10 protein-coding genes are annotated in these 12,665 nt (G+C 66.0%); 5 read left to right on the plus strand and 5 right to left on the minus strand.

Going from position 1 to position 12,665, the window contains the following annotated elements:
* Positions 1-10 precede the first annotated feature (10 nt).
* The 5 genes from HNR60_RS24355 to HNR60_RS24225 form a co-directional block, all read right to left on the minus strand.
* Positions 11-3,229: an ATP-binding protein gene (locus tag HNR60_RS24355; protein WP_184260010.1), complete on the minus strand. Its 3,219-nt coding sequence runs from the start codon at positions 3,227-3,229 to the stop codon at positions 11-13.
* Entirely contained in the window at positions 3,229-3,939 is a 711-nt protein-coding gene (locus HNR60_RS17780; protein WP_184260013.1) for a hypothetical protein, read from the minus strand. Before HNR60_RS17780 ends, HNR60_RS24355 begins: the two co-directional genes overlap by 1 nt.
* A gap of 7 nt (positions 3,940-3,946) precedes the next feature.
* Positions 3,947-5,113 (minus strand): endonuclease domain-containing protein, encoded by a 1,167-nt coding sequence (locus HNR60_RS17785; protein ID WP_184260016.1) that lies wholly within the window; start codon positions 5,111-5,113, stop codon positions 3,947-3,949.
* Between the two features lie 115 nt (positions 5,114-5,228).
* Entirely contained in the window at positions 5,229-6,281 is a 1,053-nt protein-coding gene (locus HNR60_RS17790; RefSeq protein ID WP_184260019.1) for a DUF2252 family protein, read from the minus strand.
* Between the two features lie 91 nt (positions 6,282-6,372).
* The gene (locus tag HNR60_RS24225; RefSeq protein ID WP_246432991.1) at positions 6,373-6,711 is read right to left on the minus strand and encodes a hypothetical protein; all 339 of its coding nucleotides are present in this window, start codon (positions 6,709-6,711) and stop codon (positions 6,373-6,375) included.
* A 220-nt stretch (positions 6,712-6,931) separates the two neighbouring features.
* On the opposite strand from HNR60_RS24225, the gene HNR60_RS17800 reads away from it, so the two are divergent.
* The 5 genes from HNR60_RS17800 to HNR60_RS17820 are packed head-to-tail and all read left to right on the plus strand — an operon-like array spanning position 6,932 to position 12,635.
* A complete protein-coding gene (locus HNR60_RS17800; protein ID WP_246432992.1) occupies positions 6,932-7,618 on the plus strand; it encodes a TetR/AcrR family transcriptional regulator in 687 nt (228 codons plus the stop codon).
* Positions 7,615-8,649: an HlyD family secretion protein gene (locus HNR60_RS17805; protein ID WP_184260025.1), complete on the plus strand. Its 1,035-nt coding sequence runs from the start codon at positions 7,615-7,617 to the stop codon at positions 8,647-8,649. Before HNR60_RS17800 ends, HNR60_RS17805 begins: the two co-directional genes overlap by 4 nt.
* Before the next feature lie 2 nt (positions 8,650-8,651).
* Complete coding sequence (locus HNR60_RS17810) at positions 8,652-10,379, plus strand: ATP-binding cassette domain-containing protein (protein WP_184260028.1); 1,728 nt, start codon at positions 8,652-8,654, stop codon at positions 10,377-10,379.
* The gene (locus tag HNR60_RS17815) at positions 10,376-11,515 is read left to right on the plus strand and encodes an ABC transporter permease (RefSeq protein WP_184260030.1); all 1,140 of its coding nucleotides are present in this window, start codon (positions 10,376-10,378) and stop codon (positions 11,513-11,515) included. The genes HNR60_RS17810 and HNR60_RS17815 overlap by 4 nt, the downstream gene beginning before the upstream one ends.
* A 7-nt stretch (positions 11,516-11,522) precedes the next feature.
* Complete coding sequence (locus HNR60_RS17820) at positions 11,523-12,635, plus strand: ABC transporter permease (RefSeq protein ID WP_184260033.1); 1,113 nt, start codon at positions 11,523-11,525, stop codon at positions 12,633-12,635.
* Positions 12,636-12,665: the final 30 nt, after the last annotated feature.

Genomic DNA, 12,665 nt, shown 5'->3' on the forward strand with positions numbered 1-12,665 from the left:
CGATCAAGGGCTATTGGCCGGCCTTGGCCACCACCTGTTCGGCGGTCAGCGGATTCGCCGGGTGCCATGTCAAACAAATCGGCGTGCGAATCCGGATCGGCCGCGGCAGGCCTTCGGTGGAGAAGTAGAACTCGCCGCGCGACAATTTTCCGATGTCCTCGCCGCTGCCGCCCTTGGCCGCCATCATGCCCTTGGTCGCCTCGATCGTCGCCGGCGAACTCATCCGGCCATAGAAATGCGTGGTGCAATTCGAGATGATCTTGGTGTCGATCCCGGTCGGGGTCTGGGTGGCGACAATCATGCCCAGCCCGTATTTGCGCGCCTGCGCCGCCAGCGACAACGTGCTTTCCTTGCACGGCGTGGTGCGTTGCGACGGCGCGAAGTTCTGCGCCTCGTCGAGCACGTAGAGCCGGCCGGTCGGGCTCGGATGGCGCTTGATCCAGGAGAACAGCGACATCTGCAACTGATTGACGAAAGCCTGCCGCGCCTCGTCGCTGGCAAGACCGGAGAAATTGATCACCGAAATTCGGGTCTTGCCGGTCTCGGTTCCGAACAGCACCTGCGGGTCGAGTGCCGCACCGCGGGATTGCAGCAGCGGATTGGTGGCGATCGCGGCGCGCAGCTGGTTGGCGATCGCGGCCGCGAGCTTGCCGGCATCGTCGATCTGACTGACCGCTTCGGGCAGTTCCGACAACAGATCGATCAACCGCGCGAGGTCGCCGCCGCCCGCCTTGGCGAAGCATCTCAAGGTGTCGGCCAGCACGCCTTCCTTGAGCTTGGCGCTGGCGCCCTTGGCGCCGATATAGGGCGACAACGTCGCCCGCGCCATTTCGATCGCCTGCGCGCGCTCGTCCTCGTCGCCGTTCAGCGCGGCGAAGTCCGGCAATAGCGCCAGCGACATCGGCCGGCCGGCGTTGAAGCCCGGGGTCCAGATCACGACCTCGACGTCGCGGTGATAGTTGGCGGCCTTGGCGGCGTCGTCGGCGCTCCAGACCTCGGGCGGCGCCGGCCATTGATCGCCGAGCCGCGCCAGATCGTTGTTGGTGTCGAGCACGATCGCCGGAATCCCCAAGAGCGCTGCTTCCTCGACGATACGGCGAAGCAGCACGGTCTTGCCTGAGCCGGCGCCGGCCAGAATCGCGGTGTGGCGCGGCAGCAGATCGGCAGACAGCACCGCCGCGGCGCCGAGCGCGCCGTGGTCGTAGCGGTGACCGAGCGGAATGTCGCAGCTTGCTGATTTGCTTGGCGATGGCGAGGCATTGCCGAGCGGTGTTTTGCCTGCGGCATCGGGGCTTAGTGGCGGCGGCACCGGCGATGGCGAAGGCCGCGCGGGCGGCGGAACCGGCGACGGGCCAGCGGGCTTTGCCGGTTCAGGTTGCGGGCCGGCCAGGAACGGCGGCGGCGCCAGACCCGCGGCCTTGAACAGCGCGGTGTCGAACAACGGCTTGCGCGCGCGCAGCCAGGCCTCGAAGCCGTCGGCATTGCGTCGCGCCATCGCGCGCAGCGCCACGAAGGCGCGCAGATCATCGCTGGTCGGGGCGACGAATTGGCCGCCGGCCTGGCGGAATTTGTCGACCAGCGCCGCGGTCTTGGCGCCGCCGGGCACCGCGCCCTCGCGCAGGATGAACAGGTGGCGAAACTTCAGCGCGCGATCGACGCCGGAGGCGGTCATCGCCGCGCGCAGCCGGCTTTGAAACGCGATGGCGTTGTCATGCGCCAGAACGCGGAAGCAGAAGTGCTGCTCGCGGTCGCCCTCGGCGCGGAAGATGAAGGTCAGCCGGCCATGCAACGACGGCCGGCGCTGATCGGGATCGGGCTGCGAGACCACGTCGACATCGTCGGGAAGCTGCAGATGCGCGGTGTAGATCTGCAAGACATCGGCGAGCAGATCGCGCAGCGGATCCTCGTTGGAGAGGTCGAGCAAACCTGCGGTCGAAGCCGCGCGGAGTTCGTGGCTGAAGGTCTCGTCGAGTCCGGTCGGCGGAGCAGCTTTGACAGGCGGCTGCGCGGCATCGAAGGTCCTGCAGATGATGATCTTGCCCTCGGCGAGGCAGCGCTGACGATGGTCGTCGCACGCCTTCAGCAATTGCCGCGGCGTGAAACCCACCGCCGTCTCGAACGCCTCCGGCGCGAAGGGGAACGATTCATCGGGCGCGGTGTAGCCGCCGGCGGCATATGCCTGCGCCAACCGGGCGCTCACCAAGGCCCGCGCCAGTTGCGGCTGCGGCAATGCATACAGAACGTTCGGCCGATAGTAGCGGTCGGTGACCGCCACGGTCGCCTTCGACCTGAGCACCTCCCACGACGCCTCCAGACAGGACACCACGGTGATGGCGCGCCGTTTCACGTCGTGCAGATCCATCAACCCGTGCGCCAGCGCCTCGATGATCGATTGCGTCTCCTGGGTCTGCTCCGAGGCCGCAGCTCCATTGCCGCGATAGCGTTCGGCATTGGCCTCGCTGATGATGGCGTCGATCTGATCGACCGCGATCAAGGTCGGCCCGACCAGGCTCAACAACCATGAGATGCCGCGAACGATGTCGATCGGCGATTTCTTGACCACGACGAAGCCGAGCTCGCGCAGTTGCGCGGCGTCGAGATCCATGCCTTGCAGCCAGGCGTGCGCGATGCTTCCGCACTCCAGATCCTCGGAGATCAGCAGCACGAAGGCGCGCACCACGTCGCCGTGCTGCTGGGTCATGGCGCGGTCGCGTCGCGCCAGCGCAGCCAGGAATGTTTTGACCAGTTCCGCCATCAACTCCCGCGGCCGCCCCCTCCAGCGGCCGGCGATGTCGGCCAGTTGCGCCTGCAGTTCGAGCAGGGTGGCGAGCTTGTGGATCAGCCGGTCGTACTGCGTGCGACGCTCGTCGATGCGCACTTGCAGGGAATTGAGAAATCCGAGCGCCACCGAGGCCCAGAAATCCTTGACCCCGACGAAGTCCAACAGGATGAACACCGCGTCCTCTTCCCAGACCCGGCGCCGCAGTTCTCCGATCAGGTGGGTCTTGCCGAGACCGGCCGAGCCGATCACCACGCGACCGAGCGGCTCGTTGTCCGGCTCGGCGTCGCGGGTGCTGCTCAGAAAATACCGCATCAGTTCGTCGAGCACGTCCTCGTGGACCGGCGCGTGATAAGGCTGGTCACGCCAGATGCCCTTGAGCTGGCGGGTCCAGTTGAAATCGACCGCGCGAAACGCCTCGAGTTCGGTCATCGCTGCTTCACTGCTCATCAGTTCTCGATCCAGACGATGTGGCGCGGCTCGTTGCCGATCTGAATGGCGGCCTCGCGATCGGCGTCGGTGACGTCGATGCGATTGTCGAGCTGCATCAGCGAGGCCTGTTGCTCGCGCTGCATCTGCTTCAGCGCTGCGTCGAGCGCCGAGCGCTCGATCTCCGGCAATTTCGCCCGCAAATCCTTCAGCAAGGCACGGCGATTGAAGCCACCGGCGACGGCCAGATAGGCATCGCGGATGCGCTGGCGCAGATCCGTGGGCTCCGCTGGCGCCGGCTTACCATCAGGCGCGGCGCTTTCGGCAGGATCAGGAACAGCCGGCGTGCCAAGCACATCGGCGAGGCGCAGATCGCGAGCCTTCAGATAGGCCGCAAGCCGCTTGAGCCAGGCCTGCAGCACGAAGGCGACGCCGCTCTCCGGTAGCGGATCGGCGAGGTGGCGCTCCGCCCAATCCCAGCCTTTGTCGGTGACGGTGAGCAAATACGCCTGGCGCTCTCCCTTCGCGACCTCGATCAAGCCTGCCTGCCGCAACGCTTCGCGTTCGGCCTTTTCGATCTTTGGCTTCAGCTTGCCGCCATAGCCGGCGCCGCCGGCGCCGAGCAGCGCCCACATCGCCAGCGCCTGCTTTTCGGCATCTCTTTGTTCGCGGGTTTTCGGGGGCGGCTTGTGAGCGGGCTTGGGTTTCTTGGACTTGCGAGGTGTTGTCACGGTCGCCTCATGTGATCCGTTCGCCGCAAAGGTGGACGATGTCGCGGATCTTCTCAATCGCTTTTCCGACGTCCTGCGCGATTTCATCATTGGCCAGACGCAAGACAGTGTAGCCGCTGAGCGTCAGTTCGTAGTCACGATGACGATCGTACATGAAGGCTGCCCGATTCCCGTGACTGCCGTAACCGTCGAGTTCGACGGCGAGGCGTCCGTGCGTCCAGACGAAGTCCACTTTCGGCCGCGAGCCACGGACGGTATCCACGAACTGATTGCAGCCGAATAACGGTGCCAGTTCAGCATCAGCACGTAGCGCCTTGGCAAGCCGCTGCTCGGCGTCGCTGAGCGGATGCGGCGAACCGAGCCACGGCGCGAGCCAGATTCCGGTTTCGTTAGCAACGTCGGCCTGCGGCGTATCTGCTTCGGGTTCGATCTCCTCCGCGGCCAGCGTCCGGGCGCCAAACAGAATGCGATCGAACGGCGGCTGATGCGGCGGCAGTTCTGCAAACAGCGCGACCACCGCGCAATTGGCGTGCTGGGCGATCCACTCCAGCGCATGCACCACCGCGTCGGGACGAGATTGCTGGCAGGCCTCGTCGCCATCGACGACCAACACCAGGCCATGCCGGCTGATCGCCAGCACGAGCTGCGCCAGTTCCACCGCCGGCAGCGCGCCTGCGACGCGCGGCGGACGATCGGCCAACGCTGACGTGGCCGCAGCCTCGGCCCAGTTCGGCGATAACCGGGCGATGTCGCCGGCGAGCCGCCGCACCATCGCCGCCGCGGCCATCTGTCCCAGCTTATCGTTGCGGCATTCCGCGAAACTGACATCGGTGAACCAGATCGGCCACAGCCGCCGCGCGGTGTCCGCAAGCAGCTCGATCACCCGGGCGACGATCGCCTCGGCCGAAGCCGCCGGCGCGATCGGCGCGAACAGCACCCGGGGTGAGCTTTGATCCGCCTCGAACGCATCGAGCAGTCGACGCAGCGCCGTGCCGTCGAGCCCGGTCAGAACGGCGACCGCTCCGGGACGAGCTGCTACGACGATATTGGCAAGCGAAGCTGAGAGCGGCATCATCGCGACAAGTATAACCGCTGCGGCGCCGACGTCACGGCTTTCGCCGCGGTCGCCTATGCGGTGTGTCTCACGATCGGAGGTAGCATACGCCGCTTTCAAGTCCGCATCGAGAACCTCCTGCTACCACCTCGCAATCGACGAGCGCAGGTCGCGTCAACTGGTGGGCGGCCTGCTGCACGCGGCCCATCCGGCGGCGCGACGAAACGGCCGCGGCTCAGCCGACCCATTCCTCGTAATCGCGGGTGACCGCGGCGGCCGCGGTCTTGGCGGCGTCGTTGAGCCAGCCGCGCGGGCGCTTCGTCAGATCGGCGAGCAGCTTGTCCGCGCCGGGCGATCCCGCGGCGTGGATCGCGCCGAGATCGTAGCCCATCGTCCACATCAGATTGGCGTTCACCGCCGAGCCCGCCTTCTTGCCGAGCTCGATCTTGCGGGAATCCGGCGCCAGCCGCCGGACGATGAAATGCGCGCGGGTGTCGAGGAACGGATCGGGCGCGCGATATTTCGCGGTGGCGATCGTGAGAAAATGCGAACTCGCCGCCTTGCTGTCGTGCGCCCAGACCCAGGCCGAGGGCACCAGCGCCTTGGCCTCGCGCAACAGCCGGCCGCCGCGCCATTGCGCGATCGCCACATAGCGCGGCCGGCCGAGGCTGCCGCCGCCGGCTGTGCGGCGGCGGAATTGAATGTCTTCGGCGTCCTCCGGCAGGCTCTTGGTCAAGGCGCGGATCACTTTCTTCGGCGGCTCGGCCTTCTTCAGCTTGGCGATGTCGTGCCAGAATTTCTTCGACTTGTTGTCGGCGTCGAGCGCGTAGCGCAGCATCCAGATGTGGCTCTGGTCGAGCAGCGCCGGACGCGGATCGGCAAGCCCGGCGCGATAGCCCTTCAGCACGGCGTCGGCCGCCGCCTGCTTGCCGAGCGGACCCGGCGGCGCCAGCCGGATGCTGGCCGCGAGCCGCACCAGATCGAGCGGATAGGGCATCACCGCGGCTTCGTCGAAATCGTTGACGCCCCACACCAGGCGACCCTCGGCGTCGCGCCAGGTGCCGAAATTCTCCAGATGCAGATCGCCGACCGACAGCACAGTCGGCGCGTCCATCAGGTCGGGCAACAGTTTCGGAATGGTCTTGGCAAAGCGGAAGTAGGTCGCGCGGAGAAACAGGAACGGACTGTCCTTCATCCGCGCGTGCTTCTCGGTGAGATCGCGGGCGACCACGTCGCATTGCGTGCGCAGCCAAGCCTCGTAGGCGGCATTGTCCTTGCGAAACGACATCGGGCCTCACGCGGCGCAGAGACCTATCGCGCCGCGTCCATCTCAATCCGAAAACCGCAGGAATTCAACCTCTACTTGCCCGTCGCGCCGCTTAGCTGCGCGCGGCAGGCGGCGTCGCGGTATCAGCGGCTAACTCGGAGACCACTTCCAGATAGTCCTTGTGAATCGACTGCACGGTCTTGGCGTCGTCGAACTTGACGCGCCAGCTGCTTGGCCCGCCCCGCCCGACCACCACGCCCTGCCGCGCGCCATAGCGCGGATGCCGCTGCCGGCCGAGCGCGCTCATCTGCACCCGGGCGCCAACCGCGACGATCAGCTTGCGCGCGGCCGGGCCGATCTGCTCGCCGCAAGGCGCCGGCACCGGCTCGCCGCGGCCCTGCCAGTGCGCCATCATGGCGCCGGCGTCACAACGTTTGATGGTTTTGGTCATGAACCGCTCCGCCGCCTCGCTGCACTGCGGGGAGGATATTTTGACTGACCAATTAGTCAACCAAAAATTTTAGTGTCCGCTACAGATCTATAAGATCTTTTCTTTTCATCAGCTTATCGGAATCGCGCCGACCTCGCTCGGTGTTGCGACTTTCTAATAATTGACTAATTGGTCAGTCATGTTAGGTTCCATTGTCTGTCCTGCTGCGGGAGAAGCGGCCTTGACGACCCTCGAGACCCCCAAGGAAATCGACAAGGAAATCCACAAGGAAATCCCCAAACGCGTCGCCGGCAAGCGGGTCCGCGAACAGGAGCGGCGGCGCCAGGCGATTCTCGACGCCGCCTTCGTGCAGTTCACCAGCGAGGGCTTTGCGGCCACGCGGCTCGACGCAGTGGCGGAAGCCGCCGGCGTCGCCAAGGGCACGATCTATCTGTTCTTCAAGGACAAGGAAGATCTGTTCGAGAAGACTGTGCTGGCGGCGATCGGCCCGACCTTGAGCAATCTCGACAGCGTGGTGGCCCGCGCCGACCTGCCCTTCGCGCAACTGCTGGGGCAACTGTCCGACCTGTTCCGCCGCGAGATCCTGGAGACCAAGCGGCGCGAGATCGTCAGGCTGGTGATCGCCGAGGGCGCGCGGTTTCCCGGGATCGCCGAATTCTATCATCGCGAAGTGATTTCGCGCGGCCTCGCCATTATCCGCAAGGCCGCGCAACGGGCGCAGGACAAGGGCGATTTGCCCTCCGACGCCTTGGTGCGGTTTCCGCAATTGCTGTTCGCGCCGATGCTGATCAGCATCATCTGGACCTGCGTGTTCACCCAGCATGAGCCGCTCGATATCGAGGGCATGCTGGCGGCGCACCGCGATCTGTTGCTCGGCGTCCCCTATGACGGGAGGGCAAAGCCATGAATCCCCGCCTCAAGATCATTATCCCGCTCGCCGTCGCCGTGCTCGCTGGCTCCGCCGGCGTCTGGTGGTGGAATAGCCACCGTGGCAACGACGACGTCTTGACCTTGCAGGGCAATGTCGAGGTCCGCCAGGTCAATCTCGGCTTCAAGGTGTCCGGCCGGATCGCCGCGCTCAACGTCGACGAAGGCGCCCGGGTGGAAGCCGGCGACAAACTCGCTTCGCTGGATGCTGTGTATTTCGAAGATAATCTGCGGCAAATGCGGGCGCAGCGCGATCAATCCGCCGCCAATCTCGCCAAGATGATCGCCGGCAACCGGCCGCAGGAAATCGCCCAGGCCGAAGCCTTGGTCGCAGAGCGCGAAGCCGCCAGCGCCAACGCCAAGGTCAGCCTCGACCGCGCCACCCAATTGCTGAAATCCGCCGCCGGCACGCAAAAGACCTATGACGACGCCGCGGCGCTGAACCGCCAGACCACGGCGCAACTGGCCTCGGCCAACGAAGCGCTGCGGCTGATGAAGGCCGGCTTCCGCGAGGAAGATATCGACCTCGCCCGCGCCCAGCTCGCCGACAAGGAAGCCGCGATCCGGATCGCCGAGCGGCAGCGGATCGACGCCGACCTGATGGCGCCGACCGCCGGCGTGGTGCTGAGCCGGGTGCGCGAACTCGGCGCCATCGTCAACGCCGGCGAGACGGTGTTCGTGCTCAGCCTCACCACGCCGGTCTGGATCCGCAGCTACGTCTCCGAGCAGGAGCTCGGCCGCATCAAGCCCGGCATGGTGGTCGAGCTGCGTTCCGACACATCGCAGATCAAGCCGCTGAAGGGCACCATCGGCTTTATTTCCACCACCGCGGAATTCACCCCGAAGACGGTGGAGACCCGCGAGCTGCGCACCGCGCTGGTGTACCGGATCCGCGTCGTCACCGACGATCCCGACAATGTGCTGCGCCAGGGCATGCCGATGACCATCGTGGCACATCCCGCAGCCGCCGTGCCGCCGCCCCGCGGCATCCCCTCCGCCGAGGCGAAGTAATCATGGACGCGCTGGTCTCCACCGAGGGCCTGGCAAAATCCTTCGCGCCGAACGCCACGCCGGCGATTCAGTCGCTGACCACCAAGATCAAGGCCGGCCAGGTCACCGGGCTGGTCGGCCCGGACGGCGCCGGCAAGACCACCTTGATGCGGCTGATCGCGGCGTTGCTGCAGCCCAGCGAAGGCCGCATCGACGTGCAGGGCCGCGACACCCGCACCGAGGGTGCGGCGATCCACGACGAGATCGGCTACATGCCGCAGCGCTTCGGGCTCTACGAAGACCTCTCGGTGATGGAGAACCTGACGCTGTACGCCGATCTGCGCGGCGTGGTCGGCGACGAACGCACCGCCACCTTTGAAAAACTGCTCGCCTTCACCGACCTCGCCCGCTTCACCGACCGGCTCGCCGGCGCGCTGTCCGGCGGCATGAAGCAGAAACTTGGCCTCGCCTGCGCGATGCTGAAATCGCCGAAGCTGTTGCTGCTCGACGAGCCCAGCGTCGGCGTCGACCCGATCTCGCGGCGCGACCTGTGGAAGATGGTCTACTCCCTGATCGACCAGGGCGTCGGCGTGGTGTGGAGCACCGCCTATCTCGACGAGGCCGAGAATTGCGCCGAAGTGATCGTGCTCAATCAGGGCCGCGTACTGTTCCAGGGCGACCCCAAGGACATGACCGCCAAGATGGCCGGCCGGGTGTTCAAGCTGCACGGCGCCGGCGCCGAGCGTCGCGCACTGCTGGCGCGGACGCTGACATCCGACGACGTGATCGACGGCGTGATGCAGGGCGAGGCGATCCGCGTGGTGATCGCCGAGGGCGCGGCGGCGCCGACCGCGCAAAGCATCGGCGCCGCGTCTGTGACCATTGCGCCGACGCCGCCGCGTTTCGAAGACGCCTTCGTCGCAATGCTCGGCGGCCAGCCGAAGCGCACGCTGGCGCAGGCCACACGACAACGCAGCGACGGAGACGGCAAAGCCCCGGTTCAGGCCAAGGCGCTGACCCGGCGGTTCGGCTCTTTCACCGCCGCCGACCACATCTCGTTCGAGATCGCGCGCGGCGAAATCTTCGGGCTGCTCGGGCCGAACGGCGCCGGCAAATCCACCACCTTCAAGATGATGTGCGGACTGTTGCGTCCGACCGAAGGCTCGGCGCTGGTCGACGGCCTCGATCTCTACAAGGCGCCCTCCGCCGCCCGCGCCCGGCTCGGCTACATGGCGCAGAAATTTTCGCTGTATGGCGATCTCAGCGTCGCGCAGAATCTGGATTTCTTCGCCGGCGCCTATGGGCTGTCCGGCGCGCGCCGCCGCGAGGCGGTCGGCCGCGTCATCGAGGCGTTCGATCTCAAGCCATTCCTGAACGAGAATTCCGGCGGGCTGCCGCTCGGCTTCAAGCAGCGCCTGGCTTTGTCCTGCGCCATCATGCACGAGCCGCCGGTGCTGTTTCTCGACGAGCCGACGTCGGGCGTCGATCCGCTGACCCGGCGCGAGTTCTGGGGCTTCATCAACGCCATGGTCGGGCGTGGCGTCACCATCATGGTGACCACGCATTTCATGGACGAAGCCGAATACTGCGATCGCGTGGCGCTGATTTATCGCGGCAAATGCATCGCGGTCGATACACCCGAGGCGCTGCAGCACGCGGTGAAATCCAAGGATATTCCAGAGCCGACGCTGGAAGACGCCTTCATCGCGCTGGTCGAGCAGCACGATCGCGCGCAGCAGGCCGCCGCATGAGCGCCGCCTCGCTGAAATCCGGGCGCTGGCGCCGGATCCGCGCGCTGATCGTCAAGGAGACGCTGCAGGTGGTGCGCGATCCCTCCAGCATCGTGGTCGCCTTCGTGCTGCCGGCGCTGCTGCTGTTCCTGTTCGGCTTCGGCATCACCTTCGACGCCACCCGGGTCAAAGTCGGCCTGGTGATCGAGGAGCCGACGCCGGAAAGCGCCGAATTCGCGATCTCGCTGAGCAACACGCGTTACTTCGACGTCCGCCAGGCGCAGAGCCGGCTCGCCTTCATCGACGATCTCGCCGCCGGCAAGATCAGCGGCGTGATCGTGCTGTCGGGCGATTTCGCCGAGCGGCTGGAGCGCGGCGACACCGCCGGCGTGCAGGTGATCACCGACGGCAGCGATCCCAACACCGCAGGCCTCGTCACCGGCTATGTGCAGGGCGCCTGGCAGAGCTGGCAGAACCAGCGCGGCTTTGCCAAGACCAGCTCGATGCCGGGCCAGATCGACGTCCAGGCGCGGTTCTGGTTCAACCCGGAACTGGAGAGCCGCCGGCTGTTGGTGCCGGGCTCGATATCGCTGATCATGATGATGATCGGCGCGCTGCTCACCGCGCTCGTCGTCTCACGCGAATGGGAGCGCGGCACCATCGAGGCGCTGCTGGCGACCCCGATCGGCACGCTGGAATTCCTGATCGGCAAGCTGGTGCCGAATTTCATGCTCGGGCTGTGCGCGATGGCGGTCTGCGTGCTGGCGGCGCTGTTCGTGTTCGACATCCCGCTGCGCGGCTCGCTCTTGATCCTGATCGGCTTCACCGCAGTGTTCATGAGCGTCGCGCTCAGCATCGGGCTGTTGATCTCCACGGTGGCGAAGACGCAGTTTGTCGCCAGCCAGATGGCGATGCTGGTGGCGTTCCTGCCCGGCTTGTATTTCTCCGGCTTCCTGTTCGAGATCGCCAGCATGCCGGCGCCGCTGCGCGCGTTCTCGGTGATCGTGCCGGCGAAATACTACGTGCAGGGGCTGCAGACCATCTTCCTCGCCGGCAATATCGCCTCGGTGCTGGTGCCCTGCACCCTGATCCTGGTCTTCATGAGCACGGTGCTGTTCGCGCTGACCGCGCGCAACACCCGGCAACGGCTGGATTGAGGGCGCGATGATCTGGACCAGGTTGCTCGCGCTGATCGTCAAGGAGATGCTGGCGGCGTTCCGCGATCCCAAGGCGCGGATGGCGCTGGTGATGCCGCCGCTGATCCAGTTCTTCCTGTTCGCCTTCGCCGCCACCCTCGAGGTCAGCAACGTGCCGGTCGGCGTGCTGAACCAGGATTGGGGCGCGCAGTCCGAGCAATTGATCAGCCGGTTCGAACGCGCCTCGGCGTTTTCCGAAGTACGGCGCTACGGCAGCGAGGCCGAAGCGCGCGCCGCGATCGACCGCCAGGACGTCATGGTGGTGATCCAGATCGGCCAGGATTTTTCCCGCAAGCTCGCCGGCAACGAAAGGCCGACGGTGCAGTTGTTGCTCGACGGCCGCAAATCCAACAGCGCGCAGATCTTGAGTAACTATCTCAACACCATCATCGCGCAATACAGCGCCGCCTATCGCATGGGCGGCGCGGCGCTGCAGCCGGAAAGCGAGATCGTCGACCGCAGCTGGTACAATCCCAATCGCGGCTATCGCGAATCCATGGTGCCGGTGCTGATCGCGACGCTACCGATGACCATGGTGCTGATGATCGTCGGCATGTCGGTGGCGCGCGAACGCGAGCTCGGCACCTTCGAGCAATTATTGGTGTCGCCGCTGCAGCCGTTGGAGATCGTGGTCGGCAAGGCGGTGCCCGGGCTGATCGTCGGCTTCGCGCAATGCACAATCATCACCCTGATCGTGATCTTCGGCTTCGGCATCAGCCTGACCGGATCGGCGCTGGTGCTGTTCACCGGGCTCGCGATCTTCCTGGTCTCGATCATCGGCATCGCGCTGTTCATCTCCTCGCTGGTGTCGAACCAGCAGCAGGCGATGATGGGCATCATGGTGACGATGATGCCGCTGATGATGCTGTCGGGCTTCAGTTCGCCGGTGCAGAACATGCCGGACTGGCTGCAGCCGATCGCCCAGATCAACCCGCTGACGCATATCGTGGTGGTGATCCGCGGCGTGTTCCTGCGCGACATGGCGTTCGGCGCGGTCGCCGAGCGGCTGTGGCCGATGGCCGCGATCGCCGTGGTGACGATCTCCGCCGCCGCCTGGATGTTCCGCCGCAAGATCCAGTGAGCGCGCGGCAGCGCCACCTGCGGTGCGCAA

It is taken from the genome of Rhodopseudomonas rhenobacensis (assembly GCF_014203125.1).
Classification (GTDB): domain Bacteria; phylum Pseudomonadota; class Alphaproteobacteria; order Rhizobiales; family Xanthobacteraceae; genus Rhodopseudomonas_A; species Rhodopseudomonas_A rhenobacensis.

Bases quoted from the DNA above. Each gene is read 5' to 3' on its own strand.
- HNR60_RS24355 (WP_184260010.1), bottom strand. From the start codon at position 3,229: ATGAGCAGTGAAGCAGCGATGACCGAACTCGAGGCGTTTCGCGCGGTC.
- HNR60_RS17790 (WP_184260019.1), bottom strand. From the start codon at position 6,281: ATGTCGTTTCGCAAGGACAATGCCGCCTACGAGGCTTGGCTGCGCACG.
- HNR60_RS24225 (WP_246432991.1), bottom strand. From the start codon at position 6,711: ATGACCAAAACCATCAAACGTTGTGACGCCGGCGCCATGATGGCGCAC.
- HNR60_RS17805 (WP_184260025.1), top strand. From the start codon at position 7,615: ATGAATCCCCGCCTCAAGATCATTATCCCGCTCGCCGTCGCCGTGCTC.
- HNR60_RS17810 (WP_184260028.1), top strand. From the start codon at position 8,652: ATGGACGCGCTGGTCTCCACCGAGGGCCTGGCAAAATCCTTCGCGCCG.
- HNR60_RS17815 (WP_184260030.1), top strand. From the start codon at position 10,376: ATGAGCGCCGCCTCGCTGAAATCCGGGCGCTGGCGCCGGATCCGCGCG.
- HNR60_RS17820 (WP_184260033.1), top strand. From the start codon at position 11,523: ATGATCTGGACCAGGTTGCTCGCGCTGATCGTCAAGGAGATGCTGGCG.